General features: G+C 68.7%; 12 protein-coding genes, 1 tRNA gene and 1 pseudogene. 8 read left to right on the forward strand and 6 right to left on the reverse strand.

The features are described from left to right. Positions 1–1,439: pseudogene (locus tag V7Q42_RS19585) on the forward strand (hypothetical protein); the annotation flags it as partial. A 184-nt stretch (positions 1,440–1,623) separates the two neighbouring features. Here V7Q42_RS19585 and V7Q42_RS19590 read toward each other — a convergent pair. The 6 genes from V7Q42_RS19590 to V7Q42_RS19615 all read right to left on the reverse strand — a co-directional run bounded on the left by V7Q42_RS19590 (position 1,624) and on the right by V7Q42_RS19615 (position 9,808). Then, on the reverse strand, positions 1,624–3,411 hold the full coding sequence (locus tag V7Q42_RS19590) for an acyl-CoA dehydrogenase C-terminal domain-containing protein (RefSeq protein WP_333825927.1): 1,788 nt from the start codon (positions 3,409–3,411) through the stop codon (positions 1,624–1,626). A gap of 10 nt (positions 3,412–3,421) precedes the next feature. Next, positions 3,422–5,758, reverse strand: coding sequence for a 3-hydroxyacyl-CoA dehydrogenase/enoyl-CoA hydratase family protein (locus V7Q42_RS19595; RefSeq protein WP_333825929.1), 2,337 nt, complete (start codon positions 5,756–5,758; stop codon positions 3,422–3,424). Continuing rightward, entirely contained in the window at positions 5,758–6,897 is a 1,140-nt protein-coding gene (locus V7Q42_RS19600) for a thiolase family protein (RefSeq protein ID WP_333825931.1), read from the reverse strand. Before V7Q42_RS19600 ends, V7Q42_RS19595 begins: the two co-directional genes overlap by 1 nt. A gap of 73 nt (positions 6,898–6,970) precedes the next feature. Next, positions 6,971–7,366, reverse strand: coding sequence for a MerR family transcriptional regulator (locus tag V7Q42_RS19605; RefSeq protein WP_333825932.1), 396 nt, complete (start codon positions 7,364–7,366; stop codon positions 6,971–6,973). Positions 7,367–7,628: 262 nt separating this feature from the next. Then, complete coding sequence (locus V7Q42_RS19610) at positions 7,629–9,299, reverse strand: long-chain-fatty-acid--CoA ligase (protein WP_333825933.1); 1,671 nt, start codon at positions 9,297–9,299, stop codon at positions 7,629–7,631. 206 nt (positions 9,300–9,505) lie between these two features. Beyond that, complete coding sequence (locus V7Q42_RS19615) at positions 9,506–9,808, reverse strand: SCP2 sterol-binding domain-containing protein (RefSeq protein WP_333825936.1); 303 nt, start codon at positions 9,806–9,808, stop codon at positions 9,506–9,508. 258 nt (positions 9,809–10,066) lie between these two features. Here V7Q42_RS19615 and V7Q42_RS19620 point away from each other — a divergent pair, with 258 nt between their 5' ends. From V7Q42_RS19620 to V7Q42_RS19650, 7 genes are all read left to right on the forward strand, one after another. Continuing rightward, complete coding sequence (locus tag V7Q42_RS19620; protein WP_333825937.1) at positions 10,067–11,161, forward strand: endonuclease/exonuclease/phosphatase family protein; 1,095 nt, start codon at positions 10,067–10,069, stop codon at positions 11,159–11,161. Beyond that, positions 11,158–11,871 (forward strand): hypothetical protein, encoded by a 714-nt coding sequence (locus tag V7Q42_RS19625; RefSeq protein ID WP_333825939.1) that lies wholly within the window; start codon positions 11,158–11,160, stop codon positions 11,869–11,871. The genes V7Q42_RS19620 and V7Q42_RS19625 overlap by 4 nt, the downstream gene beginning before the upstream one ends. Positions 11,872–11,960: 89 nt before the next feature. Then, positions 11,961–12,899, forward strand: a complete 939-nt coding sequence (locus tag V7Q42_RS19630) for a PhzF family phenazine biosynthesis protein (protein WP_333825940.1) — start codon at positions 11,961–11,963, stop codon at positions 12,897–12,899. A 409-nt stretch (positions 12,900–13,308) separates the two neighbouring features. Then, positions 13,309–15,666 carry a methyl-accepting chemotaxis protein gene (locus V7Q42_RS19635; RefSeq protein ID WP_333825941.1) on the forward strand — a complete coding sequence of 786 codons (2,358 nt, stop codon included), beginning with the start codon at positions 13,309–13,311 and terminating at the stop codon, positions 15,664–15,666. Positions 15,667–16,169: 503 nt separating this feature from the next. After that, complete coding sequence (locus V7Q42_RS19640; RefSeq protein WP_333825942.1) at positions 16,170–17,768, forward strand: 2-isopropylmalate synthase; 1,599 nt, start codon at positions 16,170–16,172, stop codon at positions 17,766–17,768. A 189-nt stretch (positions 17,769–17,957) separates the two neighbouring features. Then, positions 17,958–18,033, forward strand: a tRNA-Lys gene (locus V7Q42_RS19645). A gap of 182 nt (positions 18,034–18,215) precedes the next feature. After that, on the forward strand, positions 18,216–18,509 hold the full coding sequence (locus tag V7Q42_RS19650) for a rubredoxin (protein WP_333825944.1): 294 nt from the start codon (positions 18,216–18,218) through the stop codon (positions 18,507–18,509). Positions 18,510–18,559: the final 50 nt, after the last annotated feature.

Genomic DNA, 18,559 nt, shown 5'->3' on the forward strand with positions numbered 1-18,559 from the left:
AGAACATCTTGGCGCAGCAGCCCGGCAAGGGTCCCGGTCTGATCCGCAATCCGGGTCGCGGACCGGGTATGCCGGGGCAGGCCGGTATCGGACGCCCCGGTCAGCCGGGCCTGCCGGGACAGGCCGGTATCGGAAGCCCGGGTCAACCGGGTAAGCCGGGTCTGCCGGGCCAGGCCGGTATCGGACGGCCGGGTCAGCAGGGTCTGATCGGACGGCCGGGCGCGACCGGATTGCCGGGACAGTCGGGCAAGCCGGGCCTGACCGGCATCGGTCGGCCGGGAACCACCGGACGGCCGGGACTGCCGGGCCAGACCGGCATCGGTCGACCGGGTCAGCCGGGCCAGCCGGGTCTCACCGGACGGCCGGGTCTGCCGGGCCAGACCGGCATCGGTCGACCGGGTCAGCCGGGCCAGCCGGGTCTCACCGGACGGCCGGGTCTGCCGAGCCAGCCGGGCCTCACCGGACGGCCGGGTCTCACCGGACGACCGGGGCTGCCGGGTCAGCCCGGCATCGGACGACCGGGTCTGCCGAGCCAGCCGGGCCTCACCGGGCGGCCGGGTCTCACCGGACGACCGGGGCTGCCGGGTCAGCCCGGCATCGGACGACCGGGTCTGCCGAGCCAGCCGGGCCTCACCGGGCGGCCGGGTCTCACCGGACGACCGGGGCTGCCGGGTCAGCCCGGCATCGGACGACCGGGTCTGCCGAGCCAGCCGGGCCTCACCGGGCGGCCGGGTCTCACCGGACGGCCGGGGCTGCCGGGTCAGCCCGGCATCGGACGACCGGGTCTGCCGAGCCAGCCGGGCCTCACCGGGCGGCCGGGTCTCACCGGACGGCCGGGACTGCCGAGCCAGACCGGCATCGGACGCCCGGGCATGACCGGACGGCCGGGACTGCCGAGCCAGACCGGTATCGGTCGGCCGGGCATGACCGGACGGCCGGGGCTGCCGAGCCAGACCGGTATCGGTCGACCGGGCATGACCGGACGACCGGGGCTTCCGGGCCAGCAGATGCGTAGCCAGCAACAGCAGCAACGCATGATGCAGCAGCAGCAGACGCGGTCGCAGCAACTGCGCTCGCAGCCGCAGCGGTCGATGCAACAGCAGAGGTCGATGCAGCAGCAGCGGGTCCAGCAACGGCCGCAGATGCAGCAACGCATGCAGCAACAGCGTATGCAGCAGCAGCGGGTGCAGCAGCGTCCGCAGATGCAGCAGCAGCGGATCCAGCAACGGCCGCAGATGCAGCAGCGGGTCCAGCAACGGCCGCAGATGCAGCAGCGGGTCCAGCCGCGTCCGCAGATGCAGCAGCGGGTCCAGCCGCGTCCGCAGATGCGGGCTCCGCAGCAGCGGATGCAGGCTCCTCGCATGCAGGCGCCGCGCGTGCAGGCTCCGCGTCCGCAGGCGCCGGCACGGCGCGTCTGCCCGCCGGGTCGCCGGTGCTGACGTGACGGCGATCGTGCGGCCCCCGCGCGATCGCTCGCAGAAAACGAGAGAGGCGCCGCATCCTCGTCGGATGCGGCGCCTCTCTTTTCTCCGCTTCGTCTCGCATCCGCCGGATCACGGTCGGCTCGGGCCGGCTTCCGCTCCGCGGCGTCTCGAACGGGTCGAAACGCCGCGAATTCGGTGATCAGAAGGCGTCGTCGGGGAAGGCCATCATGGTCTTGCCGCCGGCCATGATCGCCGAGAAGCGCCAGCCGGTCTCGGGCAACAGCCGCTCCATGTAGAAGCGAGCGGTGGCCACCTTGGCGGCGTAGAAGCCGTCGTCTTCCGCCGTGCCGACCTTGGCGAGGGCGGTTTCGGCCATGCGCGCCCACAGGAAGGCGAGCGCGGTCAGACCGAAGAGGCGCAGGTAGTCGGACGACGCCGCGCCGGCCTCGTCGGGCTTGGCCATGCCGACCCGGGCGATCTGTCCGGTCGCCTGTTGCAGGCGGACGAAAGCCTTGGCCAGCGGCTGGACGAATTCGCCGAGCGCGTCGTCGTCCATCTTGGCTTCGATGTAGGCCTGGACCGGATGGAAGAAGCGACGCAGGTAGCGACCGGCGTGGGCCGGCATCTTGCGACCGACGAGGTCGAGCGCCTGGACGCCGTTGGTGCCCTCGTAGATCTGGGTGATGCGGGCGTCGCGGACGTACTGCTCCTGGCCGTGCTCACGGATGTAGCCGTGACCGCCGAAGACCTGGACGCCGATGTTGGCCATCTCGGAGCCGAGATCGGTCATCAGCGCCTTGACCACCGGGGTGGTGAGGGCGACGAAGTCGTCGGCCTCCTGGCGCTTCACCGGGTCGGGATGGTGCTTGGCGACGTCGAGCGAGGTCGCCACCCAGGTGGCGAGAGCCCGGCAGCCCTCGACGAAGGCCTTCTGCGTCAAGAGCATGCGGCGCACGTCGGGGTGGACGATGATCGGGTCGGCGGCCTTGTCCGGCGCCTTGGTGCCGGAGATCGACCGACCCTGGATGCGATCGCGGGCGTAGATCACGGCGTTCTGCCGCGACACCTCGGCGAGGCCGAGACCCTGCATGCCGACCGCCAGACGCTCGGTGTTCATCATGGCGAACATGGCGTTCAGGCCCTTGCCCGGCTCGCCGATCAGCCAGCCGGTGGCATCGTCGAAGTTCATGACGCAGGTCGACGAGGCCTTGATGCCCATCTTGTGCTCGATCGAGCCGCAGGCGACGCCGTTGCGGGCGCCGAGCGAGCCGTCGTCCTCGACCATGAACTTCGGCACGAGGAAGAGCGAGATGCCCTTCACGCCCTTGGGCGCGCCCTGGATGCGGGCGAGCACGAGGTGGACGATGTTCTCGGTCAGGTCGTGCTCACCGGCGGAGATGAAGATCTTGGTGCCGGTGATGGCGTAGGACCCGTCGTCCTTGGGGACGGCGGTGGTGCGCAGGAGGCCGAGGTCGGTGCCGCAGTGCGGCTCGGTCAGGCACATGGTGCCGGACCACACGCCCTCGACCATCTTGGGCAGATACTTCGCCTTCAGTTCGTCCGAGCCGTAGCCCGACAGCGACACGTAGGCGCCGTGGGAGAGGCCGGGATACATGCCGAAGGAGAGGTTCGACGAGCAGATCATCTCGGTGATCAGCGTGTCGACGGCGAAGGGCAGGCCCTGGCCGCCGTAGGCCGGATCACAGGCGATCGAGGTCCAGCCGCCGTCGCGGAACTGGCGATAGGCCTCCTTGAAGCCCTTCGGGGTACGGACGACGCCGTTCTCGAAGGTGCAGCCCTCTTCGTCGCCGGAGCGATTGATCGGGAAGAGGACCTCTTCACAGAGCTTGGCCGCCTCCTCGAGGACCGGATCGACGAGATCGCGGCCGAACTCCTCGTAGCCGGGGAGCTGGGTGAGGCTTTCGCCGTCCATCAGTTCGTAGAGGCAGAAGCGCATGTCGCGCAGGGGAGCCTTGTATTCGGGCATGTGTCGCTCCTCAGTTGCGCAGCGGCTTGCCGGTTTCGAGCATGTGCTCGACACGGGCGAGAGAGCCTGCGGTCCGGACGAGGCGCATGAAGCCCTCGCGTTCGAGTTCGTAGAGGCGATCCTCGGTGACCGGCGTGGTCACGTCGGTGTCGCCGCCGGAGAGCACGCCGGCGACCTCGTCGGAGACCACCACGTCGTGCGGCGTCGCCTTGCCGAGGCGGGCGAAGCCGGCGACCGCCATGTTGAGGCCGGAGCGGGCCGAGAGACCGGGCAGCACGAAGGTCGGAGCCTCCGGCGGCTGATAGCCTTCCAGCATCGACAACGCCTTGGCCTTGGCGTCGGCTAGAAGGCGATAGCGGTTCATGGTGATGCCGTCGGTCGGGGCCATGATCATCATCTCCTTGGCCTCGGCCGCCGACTTGGCGACCTGGGCGGTGGAGACCATCTCGAAGACCTTGGCGACGGCCGGCATCGGACCGCGCGGCAGGCGGCCGTAGGCGGTCCAGCGGCGCAGCAGCTCCTTGCAGCCGCCCCAACCGGGCAAGAGGCCGACGCCGACCTCGACGAGGCCGGTGTAGGTCTCGGCATGGGCCTGGATGGCCGAGCAATGCATCAGGATCTCGCAGCCGCCGCCGAGCGCCATGCCCGAGGGCGCGGCGACCGTCGGGAACGGCGCGTAGCGCAGGGCCTTGTAGGTCGACTGACCGGAGGCCACCAGATTCTCGATCTCGGGCCAAGCCGCGATGTTGGCGGCGAAGAGCGCGAGGCCGAGATTGGCGCCGACCGAGAACTGCGAGCCCTCGTTGTAGACGACCATCGCCTTGTAGGACTTCTTCACCAGCGCGATCGACTTGCCCAGAAGCGCGATGATGTCGGGGTCGAGCGAGTTCATCTTCGAGGTGAACTCGAAGCAGACGACGCCGTCGCCGATGTCCCACAGAGACGCGGAGCCGTTCTTGAGGATCGGCTGGGCGTTCAGCTTGATGTCCGAGAGCATGATCACGCCCTCGGGGCGCATCATGTCGCGATAGGCGCCGTCGAGGCCGAGGACCTGCCGCTTGCCGTTCTCGATGCGGTAGAAGCTCTTGCCGGCGGCCGCCTTGAGGATCGGCGCGACCGGCAGACCGGCCTTCTCGAGCCGGCTCACGAAACCGTCGACACCGATCTCGTCGATCAGCTCGAACGGCCCCTTCTTCCAATTGTAGCCGAGGCGCATGGCCTCATCGATCGAATCGACCTCGTCGGCTGCGTCGCCGACCAGCAGCGCCGCATAGGCGAGCGTGCGGCCCATGACGTTCCAGGCGTAGCGGCCGTGGAGGCTGTCGTGGTCGAGGAGCTTGCCGAGCGACTTGCGGGCCTCGCCGAGGGCGGGGACGTCGGCCTTGCGCTGGGTGCGGTAGGTGCCGGAGGCGAGATCCATCGCTTCCTTGACCTTCCCCTTCTCGCGGTTCAGCCGGTAGAAGCCGCCCTTGCCCTTACGGCCGGTGTAGCCGTCGGCGATCATCCGCTCGATCAGCGGCGCTGGACGGTTCATGACGTGGAACATGTCGTCGGCCGGCAGCGCGCCCGCCAGCGAGGCGTTGACGTGCGGCATCAGGTCGAGGCCGACGAGGTCGAGCAGGCCGAAGACGCCGGTCTTGGGGATACCGAAGGGCCGACCGATGATCGCGTCGGCGTCCTCGATGGCGACGTTCAGATCGAAGGCTTCGACCACCGCCGCCTGCAGCCACATGACGCCGAGACGGTTGGCGATGAAGCCGGGACGGTCCTTGCACGCCACCACCGACTTGCCGAGACGATGATCGGCGAAGTGCGAAACCGCGGCGACCGCCTCGGGACGGGTCTTCGCGCCGGCCACGACTTCCAAGAGCCGCATGTAGCGCGGCGGGTTGAAGAAGTGGGTGACGAGGAAGTCCTCGGCGAACTTCGGCGAGAGGCCGGAGACCAGCTTGTCGAGCGGGATGGTCGAGGTGTTCGACGACACCGCCGAGCCGGGCTTCCGGACCGCGTCGATCTTGGCGTAGAGCGCCTGCTTGAGGTCGAGCCGCTCGATGATCGCCTCGACGATCCAGTCGCAATCGGCGAGGAGGGCGAGATCGTCCTCGATGTTGCCGGTGGTGACGAGCCGGGCCGCCGACTTCGACATGAAGGCGGCGGGATCCGCCTTCAGGAGCTTCTCCACCGCGCCCTTGGCGATGGCGGAACGGTCCCCGCCCTCGGGAAGGTTGGGGGGCACGATGTCGAGGAGGACGACGGGCGTCCCCGAGTTGGCGACATGGGCGGCGATCCCCGCACCCATGACGCCGGCGCCGATGACGGCGACCTTCTTGATGGGGGAGTTGGACATCACAGCGCCTCCAGGATGGTGGCGATACCCTGGCCGCCGCCGATGCACTGGGTGGCGAGACCGGTCTTGAGGCCTTCGCGCTTCATCAGCGAGGCGGCCTTGCCGACGATGCGGGCGCCGGTGGCGCCGAGCGGATGACCGAGAGCGATGGCGCCGCCGTCGAGGTTGATCTTCGCCGGGTCGAGGCCGAGGTCGCGGATGCAGGCGAGCGCCTGGCTGGCGAAGGCCTCGTTGAGTTCGACGACGTCGATCGACTTGACGTCGATACCGGCGCGCGCCGCCGCCTTGAGCGACGAGCCGACCGGGCCGATGCCCATGATCTCCGGATCGCAGCCCGACACCGCGATCGACCTGATCGCCGCGAGCGGCTCGAGGCCGTGCTTCTCGGCGTAGTCGAGCGAGCAGATCAGGGTGGCGGAGGCGCCGTCGGTGAGCGGCGACGAGGTGCCGGCGGTGACGAGGCCGGTGGCCGAGAAGGCCGGCTTCAGCGTGGCGAGGCCTTCGGCCGTGGTCTCCGGACGGATGCAGCCGTCGGTCGAGACGACCTTGCCCTTCTTGTCGGTGACCGGGACGATCTCGGCCTCGAACTTGCCCGCGGCGCGGGCGGCGTTCGCTTTGACGTGCGAGGCGACGGCGAACTCTTCCATCTGGGCGCGGGTGATGCCCCAGCGCGCCGCGACGTTCTCGGCGGTGTCGCCCATGCCGATGTAGGCGCCCGGCATGGCGGCGGCGAGATCCGGGTCGGGCATCGGGTTGAAGCCCATCATCGGCACGCGGGTCATGGACTCGATGCCGGCGCAGACGAAGACCTCGCCCGCGCCCATCTGGATGGCGCCGGCGGCGGAGTGGATCGACTGCATCGACGACCCGCAGAAGCGGTTGATGGTCTGACCGGCGACCGACTGCGGCAGGCCGGCCATCATGCCGACGAGGCGAGCCATGTTGAGGCCCTGCTCACCTTCGGGGAAGGCGCAGCCGAGGATGAGATCCTCGATGTCGTCGACATTGACCTTGGTGCGGGCGACGAGGCCGGCGATCACCTGGGCGGCGAGGCGATCGGGACGGACGGTGGCGAGTTCGCCCTTCTTGGCGAGGGTGAACGGCGAACGGGCATAGCCCGCGACGACGACCTTCTTCATCGACGTGTCTCCATACGGTGGATTTCGAGGGGGACGGTCGTCGAGGAGAAGTGGCCGAACGTCGGCCGGATCCTCAGACCGTCCCGGGAGCTGAGCCGCGCTCCGTCAAGGTCTCGAGCGCGGCGCGCTCGATCTCCTTGAGCTCGGAGAGCGTGGTCTTGACCGCCTGCAGCTGCGACTCGAGCATATCGATGCGCTCGCGTGCCTTGCGGGCGAGATGCTGGACCTGTTCCGTCTGGGTGGCGTCCAGCGCGTAGAGGTCCAGGTATTCCTTGATGTCGCGCAGCGAGAAGCCGAGCTGCTTGCCGCGCAGGATGAGGATCATCCGCGCCCGGTCGCGATGGGTGTAGACGCGGGTGTTGCCGGCGCGCTGCGGCGAGATCAGCCCCTGGTCCTCGTAGAAGCGGATGGTGCGCGGCGTGACGCTGAGATCCCGAGCGAGCTCGGTGACCGAATAGATCTTGTCCATGACGGAGGGGCTCCGCGACCTGCGAGAAATGACCGTTGGGGCCGGATATTGCCCTATACGTCACTTTCCTGTCACGCGAATTCGACATCGGCTCGATCTCTGTTCGCTTCCACGGGACGCCCACACCACCGCTTCCCGACGAAAAACGCCGAAAACGGTCGAATTCTCCATTCTCTCGCCGATCGCCCGGAGGGACCGGCGGAGCAAGCCGCACGAGGTGCGGCGCGGGTCCGGCGGGCGAGAGAGCCCCTCGCCGGATCGATCAGCCGTCTCGGGGTGTCCCCGATTCGGGCGCGACGGCGCCGGAGAGGTCGACGCTCGCCGCCTCCTCGGCCACCAGTTCCTTCTTGGACAGCTTGCCGACCATGGTTTTGGGCAAGGTGTCGCGGATCTCGATCTCGCGCGGCATCTCGATCTTGGAGAGCCAGTCACCGAGGAAGGCGTTGAGTTCTTCGGGCGTCGCCGACTGGCCGTCGCGCAGTTTGACGAAGGCCTTGGGCGCCTGGCCGCGGTACTTGTCGGGCACACCGATGACCGTCACCTCCTCGACCGCGGGGTGATGGTTGAGGGCTTCCTCGATGGCGCGCGGATAGACGTTGTAGCCGCCGCAGATGATGATGTCCTTGATGCGATCGACGAGGAAGACGTAGCCGTCTTCGTCGCGGTAACCGATGTCGCCGGTCCTCAGCCAACCGGCGTGGAACTGCTCGGCGGTCTCGCCGGGGCGCTTCCAGTAGCCGCGCATGACCTGCGGACCCTTGACACAGACCTCGCCCTTCTCGCCCGTCGCCATCTCCGTTTCGCAGGTGACCGGGGTGCGGATCGACAGGGTGGTGTCGGGCAGGGCCAGACCGATCGACCCGGCCTTGACCACACCATCGACCGGGTTGCAGGTGACCACCGGCGAGGCCTCGGTCAGACCGTAGCCTTCCACCAGCTTGCAGCCGGTCAGCGCCTCGAAGCGGGTGCGCACCTCGACCGGCAGCGGCGCGCCGCCGGAGATGCAGATCTGCACCGAGGAGAGATCGCGTCCGCCCTTCTCGGCGGCGGAATTGATCGCGGTGTAGATGGTCGGCACGCCGGGGAAGACCGACGGCTTCTGCTTCTCGATGACGTCCATCACCTGGCCCAGCTCGAAGCGCGGCAGCAGGATCAGCTCGGCGCCGAGGCGCAGGCCGAAGTTCTGCACCACCGTCATGGCGAAGACGTGGAACAGCGGCAGCACGCCGAGCATCTTCGGCCGCTCGCCGAGGAAGCGTTCCGGCACCCACTGGACGATCTGTTCGGCGTTGGCGGTGATGTTGGCGTGGGTGAGCATCGCGCCCTTGGGCACGCCGGTGGTGCCGCCGGTGTACTGGAGCACGGCGATGTCGTTCTCGGGGTCGACCTTCATGGCCGGAAGCGTCTCGCGCTTCGATGTCAGCTCGGCGAAGGAGACGTGACGGCCGTCGGCGGGGATCTTCGACCGCTCCTTGCCCTTGAACAGGGTGAAGAGCACCCGCTTCAACGGCGGCAGGATGCCGGCCATCGGGCAGACGACCACCTTCTGGAGCGCCGACCTGCCGAGGAGGCCGGCGACCTTGGGGTACATGACCTCGAGGTCGAGGGTCACCATGATGGTGGTGCCGGCGTCGTCGATCTGGTGCTTCAGCTCGCGCTCGACGTAGAGCGGATTGAAGTTGACGACGATGCCGCCGGCCTTCAGCACGGCGAACCAGCAGATGACGTAATAGGGCGTGTTGGGCAGGCAAAGGCCGACGCGGGTGCCCTTCTCGACACCGAGGCGGCGGAAGCCGGCGGCGGCGCGATCGATCAGATCGCCGACCTCGCGGTAGGTCCATTTCGCGCCGAGAAAATCGATGCACGGACGTTCGGGCCAGCGGGAGACCGCCGCCTCGATGATGCCCGTCGCCGGACCCGTCGCCACCGCCATGGTTTCCTCCAACCCGTTCGCGTCGGTCGACCCCTCTTCGAGCGGTCGCCGCGGGAATTCTCGTCGAGATGGTCGTGACGTCGGCGCGCCGCCGACGTCGAATTCGTGGGTGGGGAGGAGCGCTCGGGACCGCCCACGGGGCGCCGCGTCTCGACCGAGACCGCAGCACCACTTCCCCACCTCTCACCACCCTCGCGGCGGGTGGTTCAACCGAGAGCGCCGATCAGCTTCATGGCGACGCCGAGCGAACCGGCGACCTTGATCTTGCCGAGCGTGTAACCGAGCATCGGGTCGAGCTTGCCGTCGAGCAGCTTCAAGAGATTGTCCTGGGTGATCTTGATCGTGCAGTCCGGCGGCACGTCGAGGTCGGCGACCAGCTTCGCCGGCGCACTGCGCGCATCGAGGATCTCGGACCCGTCGTCGCCGAGATCGAACTTCACCACCGCACCGACGCGGGAGAGCGCCGGTAGAACCGATTCGAGTTTGGCTTCCAGGACATCACTGGCCACGATGGTATCCCTCGCTGCGGAGCCTTCCGGGGAACGACGGAGGACTCTGTCTCATACCTTTCCCAATACGTCAATATAATTCCCAATCAGTCAGCATCAAGGCGGCGACGCGGCGTTTTCGCGCGATCGCCGGGCCGTGTTTCGCCACGCCTTCGCCGCGGTGACGGGGACGAATCCCTTTCCTCGGAAAAATGGTCTAGACGGGTGAGGTCGACCGTCGTGTGACGGGTGGCCGAATCGGTTCGGGAGGCTTTCGCCGTGCCCCTGCGCATCGCAACCTTCAACGTCGAGAACCTGCTCCGGCGCTTCACTCCGGACCGCGACAAGCGGACCGGCGTGTGGGTGCCGGATCCGGCGGTCGGGCTCTTCGAGCACGCCTCGGAGGCGGAGGGACGGCTGATCGAAAAGGCCTTCCAGGTCGCCGTCTCCGACGATCAGCGACAGATGACCGCCCAGGCGATCCGCGACTGCGACGCCGACGTGCTGTGCCTGCAGGAGGTCGACGGGCTCGAGGTACTGCGCTGGTTCCACGACCGCTATCTGAGGCGGGCGATCGACGAGCCCTACGAACATTTCGCCCTGCTCGAGGGCAACGATCGGCGTGGCATCGACGTGGCGGTGATGAGCCGGCGCGGCTTCCCGATCCGGGTGATGTCGAACGCCTCGCTGACCCATCGCGATCTCGGCCTCTTCAACGACGACCTCCGGCGTTGGGGGGCGGACCTCGACGATCGGGTGTTCAAACGCGACGCGCTCGAGGTCGAGGTCGAGACACCGGCCGGACCGCTGACCATCTGGGTCTGCCATTTCAAGTCGATGAGCGAGGGGCGCGAGCGCACCATGGGCATCCGACGCGCCGAGGCGCACGCGGTGCGGCGTCTGGTCGAGCGCAAGTTCGGCGATCGCGTCGACAAGGCCGATTGGATGATCGTCGGCGACCTCAACGACTATCGCGACAAGATCCGGCTGGAGCGGCTCGGTGACGGGCGGCTGGCGGGGCGTCACGAGCGGGTCGACGCGACCGGGCTCGATCCGCTCCACGCCGACCACTTCGCCACCGACCTGATCGAACGGCTCGATCCGGCGGAGCGTTGGACCCATTTCTATCCGGAGGAGCGGGAGCTCTCGGCCCTCGACCATCTCTTCGTTTCGCCGGCGCTGGCCCGCGCCAATCACCGGGTGCGGCCGACGGTGATCCGCGCCGGCCTGCCCCATCGGGTGCCGCTCGACCGGATGACGCCGCCGCAGGCGCCGATCCCGCGCTATCCGCGCGTCGGCTTCGATCGGCCGAAGGCGTCCGACCACTGCCCGGTGGCGGTGTCGCTGCGTCTTTCGAGCGAGGCGGCGCGATGAGCCCGGTCGGCGAGACTGGGCGGCGGGCGGAGCGGATCGACCTGACGGTCGGAGCGGCGCTCGACCTCGACGGCGATCGGCGGCGGGCGGTCGAGGACCATTTCGCGACGATGCACGCCGCCAATCCGGCGCTGTGGAACGGTCCGTTCTTCCTGTTCGAGGATGCCGGGTTCGACGGCGACACCTTTCGCGCCACGGCGCGGCCGACCGACTACGCCACCTTCCTCGAATGGCGCGGGCGCGGCTTTCCCGGCGACACCCATGCCCACATCTTCCCCGTCCCGGCGCTGACCACCGCCGACCGGCGCCTGCTCGTCGGGGTGATGGGGCGGACGACCGCCAACGCCGGTCTCGCCTATCCGCCGTCGGGGTCGTTCGACCATCTCGACGTCGTCGGCGATCGGCTCGACCCGGTCGCCAACATGGTGCGGGAGCTCGCCGAGGAAGTCGGGATCGATGCGGCCGAGTTCGCGCCCGATCCCGGCTTCACGGTGATCGCCTCCGGGCCGCGGCGGCTGGCGCTGGTCAAGCGCTGGCGCACCCCGCGCGTCGCGGCCGATCTGGCGACGGCGATCGCCGAGCATCTCGGGCGCGAGCACGACCCCGAGCTCGGCGGTTTCGACTTCGTCGGCTTCGATCGGCGGCTCGAGGCGGACCGCACCGTCGGCTACGTCAACACTCTGTTGGGGCTGCTCGAGACGAGCGCCTGACCGCCGCGGCGAAGCGGTATCGCTCACCGGGGCGCAAGGCTATCATCCCGCCGCGAATCCCGATCCCGAGAGCACCGGAGCGATCCCCCATGAAGCGCCGTTACGTCGTCCTCGACGTCTTCACCGACCGGCCGCTCGCGGGCAATCCGCTCGCCGTGGTGCTCGACGCGGAGGATCTCGACACGGCGGCGATGCAGCGCATCGCCCGCGAGTTCAATCTCTCGGAGACGGTGTTCGTGCGCCGCGCCGTCCATCCGACCCATACGGCCGAGGTGCGGATCTTCACGCCGGGCACGGAACTGCCCTTCGCCGGCCATCCGACGGTCGGCACCGCCGCCCTCCTCGCCGAGGAACGCTTCGGCGACGTCGCCACCGCGATCGACGCGGTGGTGGTGCTCGAGGAGAAGGTCGGGGTGGTGCGCGCCGCGGTGCGGCTCGATCCGAAGCGGCCGACCTTCGCCGAATTCGACGCGCCGCGGCTGCCGAAACCGGTCGCCGCCGAACTGCCGTCGAAGGGAGCGATCGCCGACGCCCTCGGCCTCGACGCCACCGAGATCGGCTTCGAGAACCACGTGCCCTCGGCCTTCGAGGCGGGGGTGCCCTTCGCCTTCGTTCCGGTCGCCGATCTCGCGGCGATCCGGCGGGCGCGGCTCGACGTCGCGACCTGGAAGCGGGCCTGCGACACGGCCCCGGCGCTGCCGGTCTACGTCTACTGCCGCGAGACCATCCACCACGACTCGACCTTCCACGCCCGCATGTTCGACGTCGGCTTCGGCATCGTCGAGGATCCGGCGACGGGATCGGCGGCGGCGGCCTTCGCCGGCGTGATCACCCGCTTCGATCTGCCGACCAAGGGCGGCCACCCGCACGGCATCGAGCAGGGCTTCGAGATGGGGCGGCCGAGCCTGATCGATCTGACGCTCGAGATCGACGGCAAGGAGCTGGTGGCGGTCCGTATCGGCGGCTCGGCGGTGCGCGTCGCCGAGGGCACGATCGACGTGTCGCGCGCCACCGCTGCGAACGACTGACGCCGGGCTCGCGAACGCCGGACTCGTCGGGAATTCAGGAGCGTCACGGCCCGACCCGCCGATGCGCATTCGCGCTCGCCTTCACTCGCGAAGTTCTCTCTTTTCTCGTGTCTGGCGCGGCGCGCCGATCGCGGCGCCGGTTCGGTTCGAGTTCCTGTACGGTCGTCCGACGGGCCGTGTCAGTCGTTCGGGACCGCGTCGGTAGTGGCGAGGGGCTCTTCCTTCATGCTCGCGAGACGAATGCCACTGTCGAAAATGTCGGTCACCTCACCTCCGGACCAATATTACTCTACGTAATTATGGATACCTGCGAAGTTCTCGGGCGGCACCAAGGTGACGTTGGGTCACTCAACGGAACATTAACCCATCGGTTGCAATCTAGAAACAGTTTCTAGCCATCGGATCGTCCATGCAACGCTTTACCGTCTCCGAACGCCTGACACTGGCAGTTCTGCCGCCGCTCGCCCTCTTCGCCGCCCTGCTCGTCGCCTTCGTGGCGGATCGCCGGGCCGAGCAGGTCCATTCCTCGGCCGTCGTCGGCTATGCGGAGACGACCCGCGCCATCTCGGATCTGGTGCACGAATTGCAGCGTGAACGCGGGGCCTCGGTCGGTGTCGTCGCCTCCAAGAGGCAGAAACCGGAGGCCGTCTCGCTGCTCGAGGCGCAGCGTGAACGCACGAACGCGGCGCTCGCCGCCTATCGGTCCCTACGCACCGACAAGCGCTTCGATGCGGCGGCGCGGTTCGAGGCGACCCTGGCGACGGCGGAGACCGATCTGGCGCGGATCGCGACCGAGCGGAAGGCGGTCGACGACCTGACCAAACCCGTTCCGGCGGTGGTCGGATGGTACACCGGCCTGATCCGCAAACTCATGACGTCCTCGACGGAAGCGGTGAAGGCGGTGGACGACGGGCGTGCTTCGCTGTCGCTCTTCACCCTCCAGGCGCTGAGCGAGGCGAAGGAGAACGCCGGCCTCGAGCGAGCCACCGGCAACGCGCTGGTCTCCGGCGGTGTCGTCGAAGCGGCCCGCTATCGCGGGTTCGTCGAGGCGCTGGCGCGGGAGAACGACCGCTACGGTGAATTCGCCGCCCTCGCCGAGGGGACCGAGGATGCGCTGATCGGGTCGTTGGCGAGCGCGCCGGCTCGCGCCGCCGTCGAACGGCTGCGCACCATCCTGATCTCGTCGCTCGACACCGGGTCGCTCGACGGCGTCACGCCGAAGGACTGGTGGGCGGCGACCACCGCGTGGATCGACACGCTGAAGGCGGCGGAAGACGAACTCAATCGCGACATCGCCCGCGACAGCGAAGGAGCGGCGGCGGCGGCGCAGCGGCAATTCGTCATCTACGCGGCGGGCGGCGGCGCCGTCCTCCTGTTCACGGCGGCGTTCGGCTTCTTCGTCGCCCGCTCGATCGCTCAACCGATGCGTCGGGCGGCCCGGGTGATCGATGCGATCAATGCCGGCGAGACCGGCGTGGAGGCCCCGGCGCCGCTGTCGCCGCGCAGCGAGATCGGCCGTGTGTCCAATGCGCTGCGGGCTTTCCTCGACACGCTCGCGGAGCAGCGGCGCCTGGAGATGGAGCGGCGCAATCACGAGGCGCAGATGGCGACGAGCCGTCGGACCATCCTGATGAGCATGGCGCAGGAGGTGGAGCGGGCGACCGAAAAGGGCATGGCCGAGATCGTCCAGGGATCCGGCGCGGTCCAGGCTCAGGCCCGGGAGATGCTGCAGGCGTTGCGCGCCGTCCACGGCGCGGCCAAGGACGCGGCGACCTCGGCGGCGGAAACCCGCGAACTCAACGCCCAGGCGTCGCAGATGACCGAGCAGGTGATCCTGGCGATCGGCGAGATCGCCGATCAGATCGGTCGCTCCTCGGCGCTCACCCGCGACGCCGTAGACCGTGCCGCGCAGTCGCGCGCCGTCATCGACGGACTGACCCGGGTCACCGCCGACATCGGCACCATCGTCGCCTCGATCACCCAGATCGCCGAACAGACCAATCTCCTCGCCCTCAACGCCACCATCGAGGCGGCACGGGCGGGAGAGGCCGGCCGCGGCTTCGCCATCGTCGCTCAGGAGGTCAAGGGGCTCGCCGGTCAGACGGCGCAGTCGACCGAAGAGATCGGCCGCAAGGTCGGCGAGATCCAGAAGGCCACCCGCGAAGCGGTGGCCTCGATCGGCGCGATCACCGACCAGATCGGTACGCTCGACGGCGTCTCGGCGGCGATCGCCGCGGCGATGGAGGAGCAACGCACCGCGATGGGCTCCTTCTCCACCTCGATCCGCCAGACGAGTGCGGCGGTCGAGGACGTGGCCGAGCGGATGATCGACATCGCCGGCATGGTCACCCAATCGACGTCGTCGGCGGAAGCGGTAGCCGGCGTTTCCGACGACATGCGCCACTCGTCCGAGCGGGTGCGTTCCGAGATCCCGGCGATCGTCCAGGAGGCGACCCGCAAGGCCGAACAGCGCGAGAGCGATCGCTTCGCGAGCTCCGCCTCCGTGCGGTTGGAGATCGGCGGACGGTCCCACGACGTCAACCTCATCGACGTGTCGCGCGACGGCGCCCGCGTCGGGCCGGTCTCGGGCGTCGCCGACGGGACACGGGCGCGGATCGTGGTCGACGAGAAGCGGATCGAGGCCTCCGTGATCTGGCAGAACGGCGGGGAGATGGGCGTACGTTTCGCGGCACCGCTCGACGCGGTGACCCTTGGGCGGCTGGCCGAACAACTGATCTCGACCGGGCGGCGCGGCGCCGCCGCCTGAGGCCGGGCCGGGGAGGCTCGGACGGCGAGGTACGAAGACGGCGGGCCGCCGTCTTCCTTCGGTCGAGGGCGCGGGCGAAAATCGCGCTTGCGTCCGCCGGCCATCGCAGTTATTCGACGAGGAGGCTCTCGTGGTGCGTCGCATCGGGAGGCCTCCGTGAGCGCATCCCCGACGAACCTGTTTTCGAGGGGGCGTTCGAGAAACGGACCTCGCCCCCCTCACGGGATCGAGGCCTCCGAGGGACGAAGACCGGATGATCGCGCGAGACGCTTCTCTGCCGACGATCGATGCGCCGCACGGCGCCACGGCTCCGCTCGCCCTCCTCATCTCCTCGCTTCTCCTTCTTATCGGCCCCTGAGCGCCGACAGGCTCCCTCGTGAACGAGGCGGGCGGGCTCTCAGGGGATGAAAACGGAAACGGCCACCGAACCCATTCGGCGCCGCCGGCGAGGTCACGAGCGACACGACCCCCGCGGCCCCGAGACGATCCAGAGGACCACCGCGATGAACCAGATCGACACTTCCGCCCGTGACCGCGTCGTCATCTTCGACACCACCCTGCGCGACGGCGAGCAGTCCGCCGGCGCCTCGATGACCTTCGAGGAGAAGATCCAGGTCGCCGAGTTGCTCGACGCCATGGGTGTCGACGTCATCGAGGCCGGCTTCCCGATCGCCTCCCAGGGCGACTTCGAGGCCGTCTCGGCGATCGCCGCGCGGCTGCACACCTCGGTCCCCGCCGGTCTGGCGCGCGCCGCCAACAAGGACATCGACCGGGCGGCCGAGGCGCTGAAGAATGCGCACCACTTCCGCATCCACACCTTCATCTCCACCTCGCCGGTACACATGAAGTACAAGCTGCAGCTGGAGCCGGAGGCGGTGTTCGAGAAGATCATCGCCTCGGTGACGCGCGCCCGCTCGCACACCGACGACGTCGAATGGTCGGCCGAGGATGCGACCCGCACCGAGCACGACTTCCTGTGCCGCTGCGTCGAGGCGGCGATCAAGGCGGGCGCCACCACCATCAACATCCCCGACACCGTCGGCTACACCACGCCGGAGGAATACCGGGCGCTGTTCGAGATGCTGATCAACCGGGTGCCGAACGCCGACAAGGCGGTGTTCTCGACCCATTGCCACAACGATCTGGGCATGGCGGTGGCCAATTCGCTGGCCGGCGTCATGGGCGGGGCGCGGCAGATCGAGTGCACCGTCAACGGGCTGGGCGAGCGCGCCGGCAACGCCGCGCTGGAGGAGGTGGTGATGGCCATCCGCACCCGCGCCGACGTGCTGCCCTTCACCACCGGCATCCGGACGCCGATGCTGACCCAGGCCTCGAAGCTGGTCTCCACCGTCTCGGGCTTCCCGGTGCAGTACAACAAGGCGATCGTCGGCAAGAACGCCTTCGCGCACGAGTCCGGCATCCACCAGGACGGCATGCTGAAGCACGTCGAGACCTACGAGATCATGCGCCCCGAAGACGTCGGCGTGCGCGAGACCAATCTGGTCATGGGCAAGCACTCCGGCCGTCACGCCTTCCGCGAGAAGCTGAAGGACCTGGGCTACGACCTGGGCGAGAACGCCTTCGAGGACGCCTTCAAGCGGATGAAGGACCTGGCCGACCGCAAGAAGCACGTCTACGACGAGGACATCGAGGCGCTGGTCGAGGACGGCATCGTCTCGCAGGCCGAGGGCGCCAAGGTGATCGCGCTGACGGTCATCGCCGGCACCGGCGGGCCGCAGAAGGCGATCATCACCATGGACGTCGACGGCCACCACGTCACCAAGGAGGCGACCGGCACCGGACCGGTCGACGCCACCTTCAACGCCGTCAAGGCGATCCTGCCGCACGAGGCCAAGCTGTCGCTCTATCAGGTCCACGCGGTGACCGAGGGCACCGACGCGCAGGCCGAGGTGTCGGTGCGGCTCGAGGAAGAAGGCCGGGTGGCGACCGGCCGCGGCGCCGACGTCGACACGCTGGTGTCCTCGGCCAAGGCCTATGTCTCGGCGCTGAACAAGCTGTCGATCCGCCGCCAGAAGGCGACGGACGTCGCCCTGGCCGAGAGCGAAGGCGTCGAGCCGGTTCGGGTGGGCGAGCGGATCTGAGGCGGCGGACGGCGCCGCCGAAAGGCCGAGCGGAGGCCGCGGGGATGTTCCCTCGCGGCCTTTTTCCATGTCGCGCCAAGGTGTTGCAGGTGGCACAAGAAACTTGTCGCTTCCTGTTGCATCGCGCCGCCGACCCCGCTATAGAAGGCCCCGTCGCGGCCGGCGGGACACCGTCGGACGAACGAGAATGGGCGCTTAGCTCAGTTGGTAGAGCAGCTGACTCTTAATCAGCGGGTCATAGGTTCGAATCCTATAGCGCCCACCATTCTCGCCTTCGACGACACCGAAGAGCCGCCCTTCCGGGCGGCTTTTTCGTTTCGGCGCCTTCGTTCGCCGGGCGGCGTGATCGGCGTCATCGACAATTCACGGGCGTCACGGCCCGCCTCCGCCTAGATTGTGCGTGCCTCGGCACGTCGCCGTGGGCGAACCCGTGAGCGGAGGCGCTCGATGGTCGCCGTCACCCGCCGCGCCGTCTTCGCGTTCCTCGCCGCGCTCTCGTCGCTCGCAGGGCGGCGTGCGGTCGCCGCCTCCGGCTCGGGGCGCTGGGTCTGCACCTACAACGAGTGCCTTCCTTTCGTCTACGACCCCGTCCACGGGGATCCCGACAACATCGCCGGAACCCATCCGATCCCACCGGGGACCGCCTTCGAGGACCTGCCGGCGGATTGGCTCTGCCCGGTCTGCGGCACGCCGAAATCGTGGTTCGAAGAGACCGACGAACCCTGGCGCGGTACCGGCTGATGAGACCTGTGCGCGGATAGCCCTCGACGACCGTCTACTGACGTGATTCA

The sequence above is a fragment of the Pinisolibacter sp. genome, assembly GCF_036782435.1.
GTDB lineage: Bacteria > Pseudomonadota > Alphaproteobacteria > Rhizobiales > Ancalomicrobiaceae > CALBKH01.

Coding starts and splice junctions, on each gene's coding strand:
- V7Q42_RS19650 (WP_333825944.1), top strand. CDS start 18,216: ATGGTCGCCGTCACCCGCCGCGCCGTCTTCGCGTTCCTCGCCGCGCTC.
- V7Q42_RS19635 (WP_333825941.1), top strand. CDS start 13,309: ATGCAACGCTTTACCGTCTCCGAACGCCTGACACTGGCAGTTCTGCCG.
- V7Q42_RS19590 (WP_333825927.1), bottom strand. CDS start 3,411: ATGCCCGAATACAAGGCTCCCCTGCGCGACATGCGCTTCTGCCTCTAC.
- V7Q42_RS19605 (WP_333825932.1), bottom strand. CDS start 7,366: ATGGACAAGATCTATTCGGTCACCGAGCTCGCTCGGGATCTCAGCGTC.
- V7Q42_RS19625 (WP_333825939.1), top strand. CDS start 11,158: ATGAGCCCGGTCGGCGAGACTGGGCGGCGGGCGGAGCGGATCGACCTG.
- V7Q42_RS19600 (WP_333825931.1), bottom strand. CDS start 6,897: ATGAAGAAGGTCGTCGTCGCGGGCTATGCCCGTTCGCCGTTCACCCTC.
- V7Q42_RS19630 (WP_333825940.1), top strand. CDS start 11,961: ATGAAGCGCCGTTACGTCGTCCTCGACGTCTTCACCGACCGGCCGCTC.
- V7Q42_RS19640 (WP_333825942.1), top strand. CDS start 16,170: ATGAACCAGATCGACACTTCCGCCCGTGACCGCGTCGTCATCTTCGAC.
- V7Q42_RS19595 (WP_333825929.1), bottom strand. CDS start 5,758: ATGTCCAACTCCCCCATCAAGAAGGTCGCCGTCATCGGCGCCGGCGTC.
- V7Q42_RS19610 (WP_333825933.1), bottom strand. CDS start 9,299: ATGGCGGTGGCGACGGGTCCGGCGACGGGCATCATCGAGGCGGCGGTC.